At 41.8% G+C, this 17,048-nt stretch carries 15 protein-coding genes; 3 read left to right on the top strand and 12 right to left on the bottom strand.

Annotated elements, in window-relative coordinates; all coding sequences use genetic code 11:
- Positions 1 to 7: 7 nt before the first annotated feature.
- From CHA01nite_RS00405 to CHA01nite_RS00390, 4 genes are read right to left on the bottom strand one after another with little or no spacing between them, the layout of a single operon-like run.
- Positions 8 to 838, bottom strand: coding sequence for a CheR family methyltransferase (locus CHA01nite_RS00405; RefSeq protein ID WP_146939245.1), 831 nt, complete (start codon positions 836 to 838; stop codon positions 8 to 10).
- A complete protein-coding gene (locus CHA01nite_RS00400; protein WP_174771801.1) occupies positions 839 to 1,204 on the bottom strand; it encodes a response regulator in 366 nt (121 codons plus the stop codon). It abuts the gene before it with no gap.
- Between the two features lie 15 nt (positions 1,205 to 1,219).
- Positions 1,220 to 4,831 (bottom strand): hybrid sensor histidine kinase/response regulator, encoded by a 3,612-nt coding sequence (locus CHA01nite_RS00395; RefSeq protein ID WP_146939243.1) that lies wholly within the window; start codon positions 4,829 to 4,831, stop codon positions 1,220 to 1,222.
- Between the two features lie 5 nt (positions 4,832 to 4,836).
- The gene (locus CHA01nite_RS00390; RefSeq protein WP_146939242.1) at positions 4,837 to 6,312 is read right to left on the bottom strand and encodes a hybrid sensor histidine kinase/response regulator; all 1,476 of its coding nucleotides are present in this window, start codon (positions 6,310 to 6,312) and stop codon (positions 4,837 to 4,839) included.
- A 575-nt stretch (positions 6,313 to 6,887) separates the two neighbouring features.
- On the opposite strand from CHA01nite_RS00390, the gene CHA01nite_RS00385 reads away from it, so the two are divergent.
- Together CHA01nite_RS00385 and xth are read left to right on the top strand one after the other, a co-directional pair.
- Positions 6,888 to 7,316 (top strand): hypothetical protein, encoded by a 429-nt coding sequence (locus CHA01nite_RS00385; RefSeq protein WP_146939241.1) that lies wholly within the window; start codon positions 6,888 to 6,890, stop codon positions 7,314 to 7,316.
- 16 nt (positions 7,317 to 7,332) lie between these two features.
- On the top strand, positions 7,333 to 8,109 hold the full coding sequence (gene xth / locus CHA01nite_RS00380; protein WP_146939240.1) for an exodeoxyribonuclease III: 777 nt from the start codon (positions 7,333 to 7,335) through the stop codon (positions 8,107 to 8,109).
- Positions 8,110 to 8,244: 135 nt separating this feature from the next.
- Here xth and CHA01nite_RS00375 read toward each other — a convergent pair whose 3' ends face one another.
- The 7 genes from CHA01nite_RS00375 to CHA01nite_RS00350 all read right to left on the bottom strand — a co-directional run bounded on the left by CHA01nite_RS00375 (position 8,245) and on the right by CHA01nite_RS00350 (position 13,525).
- Positions 8,245 to 8,868: a DUF4142 domain-containing protein gene (locus CHA01nite_RS00375; protein WP_146939239.1), complete on the bottom strand. Its 624-nt coding sequence runs from the start codon at positions 8,866 to 8,868 to the stop codon at positions 8,245 to 8,247.
- A gap of 178 nt (positions 8,869 to 9,046) precedes the next feature.
- A complete protein-coding gene (locus tag CHA01nite_RS20420) occupies positions 9,047 to 9,208 on the bottom strand; it encodes a hypothetical protein (protein ID WP_170234659.1) in 162 nt (53 codons plus the stop codon).
- Positions 9,209 to 9,354: 146 nt separating this feature from the next.
- A complete protein-coding gene (locus tag CHA01nite_RS00370) occupies positions 9,355 to 10,056 on the bottom strand; it encodes a lycopene cyclase domain-containing protein (protein ID WP_146939238.1) in 702 nt (233 codons plus the stop codon).
- 3 nt (positions 10,057 to 10,059) lie between these two features.
- Positions 10,060 to 10,515, bottom strand: a complete 456-nt coding sequence (locus tag CHA01nite_RS00365; RefSeq protein ID WP_146939237.1) for a sterol desaturase family protein — start codon at positions 10,513 to 10,515, stop codon at positions 10,060 to 10,062.
- A 27-nt stretch (positions 10,516 to 10,542) separates the two neighbouring features.
- A complete protein-coding gene (locus CHA01nite_RS00360) occupies positions 10,543 to 11,379 on the bottom strand; it encodes a phytoene/squalene synthase family protein (protein ID WP_146939236.1) in 837 nt (278 codons plus the stop codon).
- Between the two features lie 5 nt (positions 11,380 to 11,384).
- Positions 11,385 to 12,854, bottom strand: a complete 1,470-nt coding sequence (gene crtID / locus CHA01nite_RS00355) for a bifunctional phytoene desaturase/3,4-desaturase (protein WP_146939235.1) — start codon at positions 12,852 to 12,854, stop codon at positions 11,385 to 11,387.
- A gap of 2 nt (positions 12,855 to 12,856) precedes the next feature.
- The gene (locus CHA01nite_RS00350; RefSeq protein ID WP_146939234.1) at positions 12,857 to 13,525 is read right to left on the bottom strand and encodes a MarR family winged helix-turn-helix transcriptional regulator; all 669 of its coding nucleotides are present in this window, start codon (positions 13,523 to 13,525) and stop codon (positions 12,857 to 12,859) included.
- A gap of 163 nt (positions 13,526 to 13,688) precedes the next feature.
- Between CHA01nite_RS00350 and CHA01nite_RS00345 the strand changes: the two genes are divergently transcribed.
- On the top strand, positions 13,689 to 14,141 hold the full coding sequence (locus CHA01nite_RS00345; RefSeq protein ID WP_146939233.1) for a PA2169 family four-helix-bundle protein: 453 nt from the start codon (positions 13,689 to 13,691) through the stop codon (positions 14,139 to 14,141).
- Between the two features lie 110 nt (positions 14,142 to 14,251).
- Here CHA01nite_RS00345 and CHA01nite_RS00340 read toward each other — a convergent pair whose 3' ends face one another.
- On the bottom strand, positions 14,252 to 17,047 hold the full coding sequence (locus tag CHA01nite_RS00340) for a COG1470 family protein (RefSeq protein ID WP_146939232.1): 2,796 nt from the start codon (positions 17,045 to 17,047) through the stop codon (positions 14,252 to 14,254).
- Between the last annotated feature and the right edge of the window lies 1 nt (position 17,048).

The raw sequence follows: 17,048 nt of genomic DNA, 5'->3' as shown, positions 1-17,048 counted from the left end.
AAGAATTTTATTGGTGATCGACCTTTTTCCAGATTTTCTGATCATCAACCTGATGGTAATTCCTGTCTAATTTAGAAAATCTTATCGTTTCTTTTGCACCCAGTGCCAAAAATCCCAGATTTTCCAGACTGTTGTCGAACAACCGGAAGACGCGCTCCTGCAGACCGCGGTCGAAATAAATGAGGACATTGCGGCAGATGATCAACTGAAAACTATTGAATGAACTGTCTGATACCAGATTGTGTGTCGAAAGAATCAGCTTTTCCTGCAGGCTCTTATCAAATTTCACACTGTCGTAGTTGGCGGTGTAATAATCCGAAAAATCTTTCTTACCGCCCGACTGGATGTAGTTTTCGGAATACAGTTTCATCTGCTGCAGCGGAAAAACACCGGCTCTTGCCGTCTCCAGCACCGACGGATTAAGATCCGTTCCGTAAATCAGGGATTTCTGGTACAGATTCGCTTCTTTCAGCAGGATTGCCATCGAATAAGCTTCTTCTCCCGTTGAACATCCCGCTACCCAGATCCGGATAAGCGGATAGGTGCCGAGCTGAGGCAGAATTCTCTCCCTCAGGGTTCTAAAAAACTGGGGATCCCGGAACATTTCGGTTACATTCACGGTAATCTCTTCGATAAACCGTTTCAGATAATCAGCATCATTGAGGATGGTATACCTGAGTTCCGCAAAACTGGTAAACCGGTCAATGAGGCATATCCTGTTTACCCGGCGCTTGAACGAAGCACGGCTGTATTCCGAAAAATCGTAGCCGTACATATCATAGACATCCTTGATCAGATATTCTATTTCTTCATCTTTTATTATACTCGGCTCCAGCATTTACATCAGTTTTTCAATCGCTGTTAACAGTTTATCTACGTCTATCGGCTTGGAAATATAATCCTCCGCTCCGGCGTCCAGGCATTTCTGCCGGTCTTCCGGCATCGCCTGTGCCGTAACTGCGATGATGGGAATATTGCTGAGGGACGGCATTTCCTTAATGATTTTTATAGCCTGGTATCCGTCCATTTCCGGCATCATCATATCCATCAGCACCGCCTGAAACCGGTTGTCTTTTTCCAGGACCGAAATGGCTTCCCGGGCCATGGTACAGCTTTCAGTCTGATAGCCCCGGGCTTTCAGCGTGAGTTTCAGGGCAAATATGTTGCGTGGATCATCGTCCACAATTAAAATTTTCTTATTCATCAGAATTCTGGCTGTTTAACTTTCATATAACCAAACACGAAGCAGGGAGAGCAGCTGGTCGATATCCACCGGTTTTGAGATATAATCCGAAGCTCCTGCCGTAATGCATTTTTCCCGGTCACCGATCATTGATTTTGCGGTGATGGCAATAATGGGGAGTCTTGCAAATTTAGGCATTTTCCTGATCTCCTTTATCGTTTCGTATCCGTCCATTTCCGGCATCATCATGTCCATCAGGATCACATCAACGTCCGGGTTTTCTTTAATCTGCTGCAGGGCATGTTTCCCGTCCATGGCTACTACGGCTTCCACTTTGTACTTCTCCAGGGCTTTCGTCAGGGAGAAAATATTCCGTACATCATCATCGGTAATCAGGATCTTTTTACCGCTCAGTACTTCCGTCAGAGATCCCAGAGCTTTGTTTCTCACGGTATCGATCGCATTGTTCTTTTCTTCAACCAGATGTAAAAACAAGCCTACTTCATCCAGGATTCTCTGGTAAGAATGGGCGGTCTTTACCACGATGGAATCCGCATATTTCTTGATTTTCAGCTCCTCGGATTTGGACAGGTTTCTTTCCGTAAAAATAATGATGGGTAAGTTTTCCAGTCCGTCATAGCTTTTGATGGATTCCACGATCTGGTATTCATTTCCCTTTGAAGAGCCGATGTCCAGGATGACACATTCTACGTGATCGGAAGTCAGGGCTTTCACACTGTCTTCCACATTATTTTCTACCGAAAGCGAAATATTGAAATTGCTCAGGAAATAAGACAAGGCACTGGCATGCTTTGCATTTTCTTCCACAATTAAAACTTTCTGCGGGCCTTTTTTCAGCGCTTCCTCAATGGTTTTGAAGACCGCGGTCATCTGATCGAGGGCTACCGGCTTGCTGATAAAATCGATGGCCCCTTTCATGAGGCTTTCTTTTTTTACATGCAGGGAAGACATCATGTGTACCGGAATATGCTTGGTATCGGTATTGGATTTCAGATCGTCCATGACCTGCCATCCGTCTTTCACCGGCAGCTGTACATCCAGCAGGATCGCATGAGGCCGGTATTGCAGAGCAGCTTCCAGACCACGGTCTCCCCTTACTTCAATTACCGCTTTATAGTTCTGGAGATGCGCATACTTCAGTAAGGCTTTGGCGAAATTGGTATCGTCTTCGATAATCAGGATTACCTTATCCTCTTTTTTGATCCGGTGACGGTCGTCATCCACATTTTCCGGGATTTTAAGCGTATTGACTTCCTCTTTTACTTCTTCATCGCCTTCGTCCAGGATATGCTGGATTTCTTCCACTTCCTCACGGATCGTTTTCACCAGGTTCTGATCATTCTCCGCCGGCTTGATTTCCGTTGCTTCTTTTACAGGAATGATGAGACTGAATTCACTGCCTTCATTTACCTTGCTTTTCAGAATCAGTTCACCGCCAAGCAACCTCGCGATTTCGCGGCTGATGGATAATCCGAGACCGGTTCCCCCGAATTTTCTTTTGGTAGAACCGTCTGCCTGCTGGAACGCTTCGAAAATAATTTTCTGCTTGTCTTCCGCAATTCCGATTCCGGTATCTTTCACCGAGAAAATAATAAAGTCTTTTTTTTCGGGATCTTTTCTGATATGCAGATCGATGCTGCCTTCTTTAGTAAATTTAAGGGCATTCGACAACAGGTTCCTCAGTACCTGGTCCACCCGTAGGCGGTCGGTCTGGATATTTTTCCATACGTCTTTCTCAATATCGATATTAAACAACAGCTTTTTATCCTGGAAAACAGGATTAAAGAGATCTTTCAGTCCCTTTACCACATCATTGACAACAACATCCTGATATTCAAGCGTCATTTTACCGGATTCTATTTTAGCCAGATCCAGGATCTCATCAATTAAGGTCAGAAGGCTGCTTCCTGAGCTTTGGATTACCTTAGCCGATTCAATCTGGTCTTCATTCAGGTTTTCATCCGGATTTTCAGCCATCAACCTGGAAAGAAGAAGAATGGAATTCAGCGGCGTACGCAATTCATGGGACATATTCGCCAGGAATTCCGATTTGTATTTGGTACTGAGAGCAAGCTCTTCCACCTTTTTCTGGATTTCATTGTTGCGTTCGGCAATAAGATGGTTTTTTTCTTCCAGCAGCCTTGAGCGTTCTTCCAGTTCGGCATTGGCCTGCATCAGCTCTTCCTGCTGTACTTTCAGCTCTTCTTCCGAAGCCTGGAGCTTTTGGGTCTGGGCTTCCAGCTCAGTATTGAGATTCTCAAGTTCGGAATGCTGTACCTGCAATTCCTCAGACTGGGCCTGTGTCTCTTCCAGCAGCTGCTGTTCTTTTTCCCGTCCTTTGGCAGCACTTAAGGCAATTCCGATATTCCGGCTGCACTCTACGAAATAATCGATACGGTCCTGCTCGTAGTTGGAAGTTGATCCCAACTCCATAATTCCGATAATGGTCCCGTCGGCAAATATCGGGATCAGCATGATGCCGTAGATCTGGATGGTGCTGCTTGCAAAGGTGACTACAAAATCATCTTCGTGCAGGTTATTGTATACCTGGGTTTTCTCGCTGATGAAAGTCTGGCCCACCATTCCTTCTCCAGGCTCGAAAACTTTCTTCATGTTATTTTCCAGTCCCACTGCTGCCGTCAGCCTTAATAACCCGTCATCATACAGGTAGATCGAACCGTTGATACATTTCCCGTATTCAATCAGCTGCTTCAGCGAAGCGGCAGCAACCTGTTTTACGGTTTTATTGCCTACAAGGGATTCGTTTAAAACGGCAAGGCCCTTCTGTCGCCAGTCGCTTCTGTTGATGGTATCAAAAGAAAATTTCAGTGATTCGGTCATGTGGTTCAATGATTCCACCAGCTCCCCGAGATCATCTTCAGAAGTATCCACCACTTTCTGGCTGTAGTCTCCATTGGCGACCCGGTTGGCAATTTTCTGGATGGCACTTACCCTTCTGGAGATTTCGAGGTCTTTGGCCCTGAGCATCTTTTCCAGTTTTTCCCGCCGGATAAGATCCGACCGCAGTTTAAAATAGAAAAAGGTGGTTACGATGATTGCCGCAATGGCAGAAAATATAATGAACATTACCGTTGTACCTGAAGAACGGTTGAGATCCCTGTTTTTTACGGCAAGCTGGTTTTCTTCATATTGAGAAAATTCTTTAACGATCTGCCGGCTCCGGTCCATATATACTTTACTGTCCAGAATCTGCTCCTGGGTCATCATCAACCCTTTCCTGCGGTTCTGAACAAAAAGCTTCAGACTGGCAATGTTGTGGTCTGCATTTTTTTCCAGCTCATTCAAAAGGCTTTTCTGGTGAGGATCCGTAATTTCCAGGCTTCTGGCATACTGGAAGGTTTTGGAATATTCGGCAACGCTGCGGTTGAAAGGTTCCAGAAAGCTTTCTTTTCCGGTAAGCTGGTATCCCCTGTTTCCGGTTTCGGCATCCAGCAGCGACAGCATGACATCCTTAACAGCAGTTACTGCCCTCCTGCTTTTTCCGACGCTTTCACGGTGGTTCATCTGGTTCTGGATACTGAAATAGGAGGCGATCGAACTTGCAATCAGGATAACAAGTGAAAGTCCGACTCCAAACTGGAGATTTCGTATAATTTTTTTCGGCATGAAAACTAATTTAATGGTAAAGTAAAATAGAATGTTGAACCTTCGTCAACTTTACTGGAAACCCCGATGTTGCCGTGGTGCTGCTTGATGATTTCAGAACAGATGAAAAGGCCGATGCCCATTCCCTGAAACTGTAGGGAAGATTCTTCGACCCGGTAAAATTTATGGAACACGGCCTCCTGTTTATAATCCGGGATCCCGATTCCGAAGTCGGTGACATTCACTTTTATTTCCTGCTCTTCTTTGTCGAGAAAGGTAGTGACGATTACCTGATTGTTATTCGGGGAATATTTAATGGCGTTGGTGAGAAAATTGATCATCACCTGCTCAATACGGATTTCATCAATCGGGATCAGGATATCCGGAAGGATTCCGTCGCGTTTAATTTTCACCCTGTTTTCATCATGAGTCTGCAGAATCGTATCAATCGCATTATTGATGACGTTTGCCAGATTGGTAGGTTTGCGGGTGATTTTCAGTTTACCGTTTTCAATTCTGGAAACATCCAGCAGGTCGGTAATCAGGGTATTGAGTTTTTCAATCTGGTCCTGAACTTTGGTAACGAATCCGGCTTCCGCGCTTTCTTTATCCAGCTTCAGCTTTCTTTCAAGAAGCTGAACGTAGGCTTTTATACTGGTCAAAGGTGTTTTCAGCTCGTGACTGGCTATGCTGAGGAATTCATCTTTTTCCTTCTCCACTTTTTTCTGGTCGTCGATATCCGTAAAGGTCCCGACCCAGTTTTTAATGCTGTTTTCCTCATCTACAGGGGTAATGCGGAGAAGGTGGTACCGGTAATTCCCGGTTTCCCTGTTCCTGATCCGGACTTCCATTTGCAGTGCCTTGCCTTTTTTCCTGCAGCGTTCCAGTTCTTCCCTGATGTTGAAATCGTCAGGATGGGTTTCCGGAAATTCCTTATCGGAATCCGAATACTCGTACCATTTCACGTTCACAAAATCCACAATTCCGTTTTCGTTAAGGGTAAAAGCAATCTGCGGCAAAGATTCGAGCATCAGATGGAAGTGTTCGATCTGGGATTTCATGGTAACCTGGGATTCCCTCCTGCCTTTTACTTCGAGTTCCAGACTTTGCTGCGTTTTTTTCATCGCAATATTCTGTTCCTGGAGATTATAGAAAGTCTTCACCTTCAAAAGCAGAATTTCAGGATCTACAGGTTTCGTTACATAATCCTTTCCGCCTGAAGCATATCCTTTCGTAATGAATTTTTTTTCAGTATTTACTGCAGAAAGAAATATAATCGGCACTTCTTTTGTTTTACTATATCCGGCTAACGTTTCGGCTACTTCGAAACCATCCATGTCGGGCATCTGAACATCCAGAATGATTAGGGCGTAATCGTTTTTAAGAGCTTTCCCGAGTGCTTTTTCACCTGAATCCGCAGTATCTACCTGGAAATTCTTGGATTCAAGCAACTTTTTCAGTGAGTAAAGATTACTTTGGTTATCATCAACAATTAAGATCATAGAAACGTAAAATCAATAATTAATTATTTTAGAGCAGTTTCAAAAATACAGAATATATTGAGAAAAAGCCATTCTGTATCCTGCATCAATAGATATACCAGACTGTTAAAATTGCAGTTATTTTATCACAAAAAAAATGATTAAAAAAGTGGAAATATTTTTTCTTACGCTGTTTCAGGGATTTAAGTGTAAAAATTTAATCAAATAATATATTTCCTTCTAAAATTTTCTTTCATAAAAATTATTCACGGCACGGTGTTTGAATACAAACAGGTAACACTTTTTCACTTAAATATATTTTTCAAATTTAAACCCCTGCTTTTGCGGGGGTTTACTTTTTTGTTTATATATTTGCACCGAATTTCTCATGTTTAATTTGAGTTTTCATGGTTATTAGTTTTTAATCCCCGGCGAAAGTCGGGGATTTTTTTATGATAGTGCCTTCTCATTTTTTACAGATAGTTTCCGGTTCGCCTCAAAATTTTATTCACTAAAAATTCAATTGATTTAAGATTCTACCGGGTATGGCACAACTTGTGATATAGGAGAAGTACACCACTAATATCAATAATACTATGTCGATCAAAATACAAGTCGCTGTATGCACAGAATGCAACGGTTATTTCTCAGCTGCCCCTCTGGAACAAAAAAACGCTACCCACCCGGATATTACCGATCATTTTTTCTATCATGGTGAGCCCTGGTTTACTCTGGACTGTAAAACTTTCGACAAATCCAAAAATCTTGAAAACACAAAGATTATTATTACTGATCTGAAAGAGCATGCAAAAGACGATCACAGGTATTGCCACTGCAAAAAGAAACAGGTTTCAGCCAGAATAAAATATGCCTACGAGCCGCTGGCGACTGAGAAATCCCTTCCTTATCTTGAAAAGAATGAAATGGAAACGGAAATTTATTTTAAGGACCTGTATTACACTTACAATAATTTCCACGGGATTGCAGGCTCGGGCCATCGAAATTCCGGAACCAATTTCCGATAAGATATAATAAAATACAATGAAAATTGCCACCTACAATGTAAATGGCGTAAATGGTCGGCTTCCCGTTCTCCTTCGATGGTTACAGGAAGCCGACTCTGATATTGTATGCCTGCAGGAACTGAAGGCACCGCAGGAAAAATTCCCCTATGCTGAAATAGAAAAGGCCGGTTATCATGCGATATGGAAAGGCCAGAAAAGCTGGAACGGCGTAGCCATCCTTGCTAAAAAAAATTATGAAATTACCGAGGTCCAGAATGAACTGCCGGGTGACGAGGATGATCTCCAAAGCCGTTATCTGGAAGCTATTATTGATCAGATGGTCATCTGCTGCCTTTACCTTCCCAATGGAAATCCCTATCCCGGTCCCAAATTCGATTATAAAATAAACTGGCTGAAACGATTTAAGAAAAGGACGGACGAAATGATAAAAATGGACCTTCCTGCCATACTCACCGGTGATTTCAATATCATCCCTACTCCACTGGATGTGTATAAGCCTGAGCGCTGGGAAGATGATGCCCTGTTCAGGCCTGAAGTACGGAAAGCCTTCGCCAGTCTGATTGAAATTGGATGGACGGATTCCATCCGTACTTTATTTCCAGACGAGAAAATCTACACCTTCTGGGATTATCTCTATAAATCCTTTACGCGGGACGCAGGCATCCGTCTGGATCATCTGTTGCTGAGTCCTTACCTGAAACACAGATTACATTCCGGTGGTGTGGATAAACATGTCCGCGGCTGGGAGAAAAGCAGCGACCATGTTCCGGTTTGGATTGAACTTAAAGATTAACCGGAATTCCGCGTAAATCGGGTGGACTTTTTATTTTCCAATCTGATTTCAAATTATCAACGGCAAAGCAAAAAATAAAGTTATCCTGAAATTCAGAATAACTTTTAATTCATATAAAATCTTTTCGGAAAATACTTATTTCACGGCAGATTTGGCTTTTTCAGACTCCATCAGGTGATGTTCCAGGGTAGGAAGTGTTTTGCTGGCAAAAGATTTCAGCGAAGACTCCATTCCTCCGGAAGCTTCTTTCTTAAATTCAGCGATATCCATTTTGTGATCACTCACCATCAGATCCGTATAGGCACGGTCGAATTCTGCCCCTTTTTTCATTTTCAGGTCATCGTATTTCTTCTGTTGGTCCGCATCAAGGCTGGTTGGCAAGGTATATTTTGCCATGGAAGCCCATGATTTCAATTCTTCATTAGCTTTACCATGGTCTGTAACCATCATTGCACCTAATGATTTTACAGCGGCATTCTGGGCATTGGTTTTGGCCAGTTCTCCCATCATGACTTCCATCATGCCTCCTTTTGCTGCAGCGTCAGCAAATTTTTTGTCCTGATCGTTCAGGGTTGTGCTTGCAGCTGCATTATTCTGATTCATGGTTGAAGCGGAATCGCTTCCGGACATGGCCATTCCTGAATCTGCAGGTGCAGACATCGCTGTACTATCGGCTGATCCGTTTGCAGTTGTCGTTTCGTTTTTCTTACAAGCCACCATTGTTCCAACGGCTAACAGGGCTAAAATTGTCTTTTTCATAATATTAATAAATGGTTGATAAATTTTCAGTGTGTAGTCCCGATAAACTTAACGATAAAACTACCGTTGGTTTATGCGCAGGATCATATTGGTTAATTATTTTTAATAAAGATCGTCATTTCAAGATCAAAAATAAAAGAAGCCCCTTCATTATTGAAGCAGCTTCTTCTATTTATTCTTATACAAAATTATTGTATTTGATATTACCGGTAGCTCCCATAGGAAGATAGACCACTTTTCTTTTGATCATCTTTGCTTTTTCAAGAGCTTTCAATGCTTTCTGGCGTTCAATTTCTCTGTTCAGGGATGATGCAGTCTCCCATTCGTTAAAATTTTTCATACTGTAATATTTAAGTGATTGGTGTGTTGATGTTAAAGCTTTACAGCTATTATTGTCTTTACATAAAACAGGCCATTTTATTTATTTAATGAAAAAAAATACGAATTTTTACCTTTTTAATTAAAATAAAACAGATATGCCGATGATCAGGGGTTTTCTGCCGGTTCTTTCTTCATGAATTTCCGGAAAAAGAAAATATTCCATAAAATGAGTTCATAGCCATAAACGGTATCTTCGACAGGGATGGTCAGGATCCTGATGCCCATAAAATCTTCGGGATTATAGTTAACGATAGGCGACTCCAATCCTGTACCGGTTAAAATTCCGTTTACCATTAAAAATCCAGGCATCAGAAGAAGATAGATAAAGGATGCTTTTCCGATCCAGTTTACTTGTAGGGCAAAATGAAGAACCGCCAGGCTGAATGCAGTTGTAATGAAAGTGATGCTGGTATAAATTTTATCGTTAAAATACATTCCGATAATCAGGGCTATTACAATACAGATGATAACAAACACTTTCTCGCGGAGTGGCTGCCAGTCCAGCTTAAAAAACTTATCCAGGCAGAAGTAGGTGAAAATGCAGGCGAAAGGGATACAGAAAAAGAAGAGAATTTCCTCGACCGGAAGTTTCAGGAATCTGATCCCGAGCATATACTTGTCATTGAACCACCATACCCCTATTTTCGTAAACCAGGCGTCCCATATAATAAAAATCACGGCCACGATAAATGAAGCCGAGAAAAATGCCCCGAAATGCCTGCTGAATTTTATTTTAGGGTGAAAGGAAAAGATAAAACAAATAATGACGGTGAAAAAATTAATCAGAAGGTAAGTATACTGCAGCATCCGTTATTTGTTTTTATTAAAGTACATTTTAAAATATTTTACCGGAACCCAGAGAAAGCCGAAACATTCCCCTTCTTCTTTTCCGGTATGCTTGTGATGTTGCTTATGCGCTCTCCGGATAGCCAGCAGATAAGGATTTTCCGTATTGCGGAGCACCTTTAGGCGCTGATGGATAAAAATGTCATGTACAAAAAAATACGCCATTCCGTAAAGGGCAATTCCCAAAGCGATATAAAACCAGTGGTTGAAGCCCTGTACGGTCCCGTAATACATCAGCATAATCGTAGGAAGAGCAAAGATCAGGAAAAAATAATCGTTTTTTTCCATCGGCCCGTCGTTGCTGTGATCATGATGGTCTTTGTGCAGGACCCAGAGAAATCCGTGCATGATATATTTATGGGTAAGCCAGGTGATTCCTTCCATAACGAAGAATGTGGCGGCCAGGATAAGAAAATTCATATCAGTAGTTTAAGTAATAATTCCAGCTTATAAAAAAGATGTTTTGTATTGTACATAACAGCTCATCATTAAGGAGAGTTTGGCTCCGTTTGAGATCCTTATTCTTTCATTCAGGATTTTGTCTGCTGATTTTCTTTTGATTTTTTTAAACAGGGAAACATAATACTTGTAGGCAAGATACACCCCGAACCGGGATGATGCCGGAAGTTTTTTAATCCCGATAAGAGCCTGTCTGAATTCCTCTTCGATTTCTTTTTCGATTGAAAGCTTGACGTTATTATCAAATGAGGACATGTCCAGATTCGGGAAATAGCTTCTTCCCAAAGTATAATAATCGTCTTTCATATCCCTCAGAAAATTAACTTTCTGAAATGCGGAACCCAGGATCATCGCTGCCGGCTTCAGGGCCTCGTACTGCTTTTTGTCTCCGTTTACAAAGATCTGCAGGCACATGAGCCCGACAACCTCTGCAGAACCCAGGATATACTCTTTATAAAGATCCGAATTGTAGTCAATTTTCTGAAGGTCCATTTCCATGCTTTTCAGAAACTGGATAATCAGCTGCCTGTCGATATCGTATTTATGTACGGTTTCCTGAAAAGACTGCAGGACGGGATTCAGTGAAATATGGTCTTCAAGAGCCTGAAACGTTTCTTCCTTAAATTTTAAAAGCAGTTTTTCTTTATTGTAATCATGAAAGCTGTCTACGATTTCATCTGCCAGACGTACGTACCCGTAGATGGCGTAGATCGGATTTCTGATGGAAGACGAAAGGGCAAGAATCCCTAGCGAAAAGCTTGTACTGTACTGTTGGGTGGTCTGTTTGCTTACTTTATAGCAAAGTTCGTCATATAGTTTTTTCATGTCGGTTAATTTTTAATGGCTTCGGTGGCAGCAATTTTTCCGGATATAATGGAGGGCGGAACTCCCGGTCCGGGAACCGTGAGCTGGCCCGTATAATACAGGTTTTTCACTTTTTTATTTTTCAGGGAAGGCTTCAGCACCGCAGTCTGAGATAAGGTGTTGGCAAGACCATAGGCATTTCCCTGGTAGGCATTGTAATCTTCCTTAAAATCTTTTACACAATAGCTTCTCTTGTAATCGATCTTCAGCAGGAGATCGGAAGCGCCGGTATGTTTTTCCAGCCTGAGAACCATCTCCATAAAATACCGTTCGCGGATTTCCTCGGAGTCTTCGATCCCCGGGGCCACCGGCATCAGCAGAAACACATTCTCACAGCTTTCGGGCGCTACGGACTCATCTGTTTTGGAAGGACAACAGGCATAGAACAAAGGTTTGGTCGGCCACTTCTTATCTTTGTAGATCTCTTCGGTATGAAGACCCAGATCATTCTCAAAAAAAAGGGTATGGTGCTTCAGGTTCGGTATTCTTTCCTTAAATCCAAGATAAAAGATAAGACAGGACGGCGCAAACACCCTTTTCTCCCAGTAATCTTCATCATAATTCCTTAATTCCTGCGGAAGCAGGTTGGATTCGGTATGGTGGTAATCTGAAGAAGCAATAATGGCATCAAAATCGATGTCCTGATTATTAACCGTCAGGGATGATACTTTTTTGTCCCGGACATTGATTTTCTGAACATTGGAATTGACATAAAAATGGGTTCCCTGTGATTCGGCAACATTTTTCATTGCGTCAATAATTTTAGAAAAGCCACCCATCGGATACCAGGTCCCTAACTTGTATCCTCCGTAATTCATTAAACTGTATAACGCAGGAATGTCCTTCGGTGCAGCACCTAAAAATATAACAGGGAACTCCATTAATACAATCAACTTAGGGTCCTTAAAATATTTTCTTACGAAACGCTGAAAATTGGTCAGTAGATCAAGCTTCAGGGCACTTTTTGCAATTTTTGGTGAAAAGAATTCAAACCAGGAATGGCATGGCTTATTAACGAAATCCTGCATTCCCACTTCATATTTATAGCGGGCATCTTCCATAAATTCATCAAGCCTTTTTCCTGCACCCGGTTCCGTACTTTCAAAAAGTGCTTTCATCTCCTGGTAATTCTGCGGAATATTCATTTTGCCATCCGAGAAAACCATTTCAAATTGCGGATCGAGTGGAACAAGATGATAAAAATCCGAAGCTTTTTTACCGAAATCATTGAAAAATGATTCGATAATATCAGGCATCCAATACCAGCTGGGCCCCATATCGAAGGTATAGCCGTTCTCGGTTTTGAAATGCCGTGCCCGGCCACCGATGTCGTTATTTTTTTCGAAAAGATGTACTTCGTGTCCTGCCTTTGAAGCATAAGCTGCTGCAGACAATCCCGAAAACCCTGATCCTATAACCGCAATTTTCTTTTTCATGATTAGTTTTTAAATGGATATTCTTCGTAGACCGTTTTAATGAGATCTTTACTGTCAATATTTCTGGAGAAAATCGGATAATGGAACCGGTCCAGCTTATTCAGGATTCTTATGAGTTCCATCTTTTCATGGTGATTCAGATTTCCTGCAACAATCTCTGTAGCAATCCTGATTTTGCCCATATGCTGTTCGAGTGCGGCAATTCCTGCTTTTGTAATACTGATGAGCTTATTCCTGCGGTCTGCATCGGATTCAGTCTGTTCAATCCATCCATTCTTAAGCAGTCTGGTAATGATGAGCATCCCGACCGGTTTGTCGTGAATATTTTTCTTAATAAGTTCCATTTTAGTGGTCCTGCCGAAAGCTCTGAGATTGATGAGATAGATAAAGTCTTCCTGAGTAGCAAAATCAGAGTCTGCAATGGCGGATTTCGAATAGGTACGCGCATACCGGTTGAGGTGTACAAGCAAAGTACTGATCGCACTTTCAGCAGTTCTGCCGTTTTCTTTTCCTTCCCAGTAGGGTTCATTACTTTTTGCATATTCACTGGATTCTTTGTCGCAGATCCATGCCTTAAAACCTTGAACCGTATCCGGATAATAATGATTGGTGTTTTCTTTTCCGAACTGTTCCAGAAGATCAATTACCTCTTTAGTAAGTTTGTAATTCATGATGAATTTTAATATATAAATAAACTAAGCCTTTTATAGATAGTTTACAAATAAACTTAGCAGCATTTTTTATGCCAAAAATTGTTTAAAAAAAAATTGAGATTCCTGCCGGAATGGGCATGCTTATTGTAAACTATCTAGCACACCAATTAAAAAATTTAATATGAACAACGAAAAAACAGTATCAACATTAAACGATTTACTGAACATCACGAACGACAGAATTGAAGGATTTTCAAAAGTAGAAGAAAAAGTATGGGAAAACCATTCAGGCTTAAAAGCAGATTACGATCAGATGGTTTCTCAGTCTCAGCAGATGAAGTCAGATCTGATCAAGATGATCAATGAGCACGGAGGGGATGCAGATAATACGACAAGTACTGCGGGCGCGTTGCACAGAGCATGGATTGATGTAAAAAATGCATTTTCCGGCGATAACAGCGAATCTACATTAGGGAATGTGGTTTTCGGTGAGAAAGCAGCCATCGACGCTTATCAGGATGCATTGGATAATGAAGGTCTGGATCCTGACTGCGCAAGAACAATCTCTGATCATTTGCACCAATTAAAATCATCTTATGCTAAGTTCGAAAACTTGGATGAGCTAAAATCATAATCTTTATATAAAAGATCATTACCGGGAGGGCCTTTTTAGGTTCTCCTTTTTTTATTTATTTGGTGCTTAAGTTCCTGAAATGACAAACCAATGATTAATCATTTTCACTATCAGGGTGTACCGAATTTTTTGACCCTTATTCTCTTTTCTTTTACTTTAATGACAAAAGGCTTCAGGGTAAGGATCTTTCCGGCTGTCACATCTGCCTCGCTGTCGGTACGTTCTACATAGGTGTTTTCAGGCAGTGAATTCTCATTCAGCTCGATCCTGTATTTTCCGGATTCAAGGAAAAAGACAAATTCTCCGTTATCATCCGTCACCATGCGCTGCAGAAGCTGATCGTTCCTGTAAATATTAAATACAATCCCACCAAACTTAGGATCAAATTCCATGGCTGTTTTCTCATTGAAATCATAGCTGATACTTCCTTTTAAAGTCCCGTTCTGATGCAGGGGGATCTGCAGAACATATTGGTAGTTGTTTAAATCTATTTCCTTTTCATCATAATACCACCCTTTCTGTATAATCTGCCGGAGGGGATACTTTCCGAAGGGAAGGGCTTTATATTGGAGGTATCCTTTACTATCGGTACGGAAGGATACTTTATCCAGCATTACCAGATAGTTTTCCGCTGCCTGATCATCCGCATCATAAATGCCGTTCATATTCCGGTCGTAATAAACAAAAGCGGTAATATTTCCTTTTTTTCCGGGATCCGGAGTATTGGTTTTAAGATTCACCGTTATACCGGCTTCGAGGGTAAGCAGGCTGTTGTTACTGCTTCGTGAGGAATAGTAAAACCACGAGGTATTCAGATAAACGGCACAGGTTTTCCCGGAATATTTCAGATTGACAAAAGCCGACGGTGATTTTCCATAAAAAATATCATCGGTATAAGTCGCACCGGAGGCAACGGCCAGCCGTCTGTCTAAAAAATTTTCATTCACGAATGCGGAGAGTGACAGTTTTTTATAGGTGCTGTTTTCATTAAGCACCTTTGAAAAAGCATACTCAGAAAGGAAATAGCTGCCATATTGATACAGCAGGTTAAAATTAAACCATTTATAGCTGTAATTTCCAAGAGTTTTCATCTGGAATCCGACATATTTACGGTCGGGATATTCCACAAGGCCGCCTTCCAGCCCCAGTACGGCTGAGTGCCGGGCATTATGACTCGACCATGTCATATAATCGGTGACCCTCTGTGCTGTCAGGGTCTTTTTCTCAAGATTGGGTGCCGTAGTAAAAAAATTGTTATAGGCATTGGATTTTTCATCCTGATATTGCACTCCCAGTGTAAAACCGGTATTCCCGATTTTGGGTAAGCTGATCCCGGTATCCACCCTGAAGGTGTCGGAGATCAAATTATTATTGAAAAAATAAAATTTAGGGGAAAAATTAGAGATGAGGATATTTCCATAAACACTGTAATCTTTATTGATATTGGCGGAAATATTCTGTTGTACCTGCAATATTCCGCGCCTGTTTCCGGGATAGTAATCGGTACTGTAGAAATAATTTCCGTTCAGATTAATCTTGCGGATGATTCCAGAATACCGGGATTCGACAGCCATTGAAGGTTTCGTGATATTGATCTGGTCATAGACACTCAGCCCAGAATATACTTTTGCCGTCATGTTCCAGTCTTTATTAAACACGTACTGCATATCGGTTCCCACCAGATTATGCCTAGCTTTTTCATAAGGATCATTCCTGAAAACATAGGTAGCGGAGAAACTTCTGGCCGCATCCTGCATTAAGGAGCCCCGTGCATAAAACCCGTAACCATACTCCAGAAAGGAATGCCGCTCTACAAGACTGAAGGCCTGATCCACAAAACCCAGTTCCAGCTTTTTATCCTTCGCAGAAGAATTCCACGCATATTCCGCCCCTCTTCCGAACATAGACATTTCCATCATCTTGCTGATGTTTCCTATCGTATATTCGTTATTGGTATTACGGTAAGTCACATAGGTGTTGGTAACCACCGGTTCTCCCTGACCGTTTAAGGTATAAATATTTCCCCGCACAGAAACGTATCCCGAAGGCAGATTAAAACTACCGGCTCCCCTCATCTGATACATATTGAGATTCTCTCCTACCCTTCTGTAAGCTGCGGTAATGCTGTTCCTGCTGTAATCGGACAGTACAGTATTCTGTGGATCCTGATACTTCTGTGAGGAGGCGACATTCTGAACGGATACGGAAGCATTTCCGAAAATCTCTTTTTCAGGATCCCTGAAACCGGCAATATTCACGCTGAACTGCGAAGTCCTTGCCAGAGGGCCGGAAGGCATAAATTTGAAAATAAATACAGAATCTTTCTGCATGGATACACTCCCTTTTTTCTCCACAAAAATATTTTCCTGGGTAATTTCCGGAATTTTAAATACCACTGTGATATTCTGCCGGATATTGCCGAGATTGGAAACCCTGGCCCTCACCTCTACCGAGTCCTTCATATTGTTGATATACAATACCGGATTTTCCGCAAGGATTCTCAGGGAAGTATTTTCGGCTACTTTAAAAATGGCTGATTTTTCCGATATGGTATTGTTCTGAAGATCGGTAAGATGGAAAACAATATTTTTTTCGCCCGCCACGGCATTATTGCTGACGATAATTTTTACCGGCAGGAAAACCGTTTCCCCCGGATCGAGCTCCGCTTTAATTCCGTTTGCTGCGGCCCGGATGCCCTCCGGGGTACGAATGTTTATTTTTCCTTTGAACGGAACCTGTTCTTTATTGTGAAGAACAACCGTCAGATCCATAATATGCTGTCCTTCAGTACCGGATTCATTTCTGATTTCCATCTCCACCATCGAAGTGTGCTGTGCAGATACCATCATATAAGCAAACAGGATGAAAAAAACAGGCGTTATTCTTCGGAGAAGGAATCGGAGCATG

The sequence above is a fragment of the Chryseobacterium hagamense genome (genome assembly GCF_007991455.1).
GTDB classification, from domain to species: Bacteria; Bacteroidota; Bacteroidia; order Flavobacteriales; family Weeksellaceae; genus Chryseobacterium; species Chryseobacterium hagamense.
The sequence above is the reverse complement of the archived record's forward strand: the minus strand, read 5'-3'. Positions and strand labels throughout refer to the sequence as shown.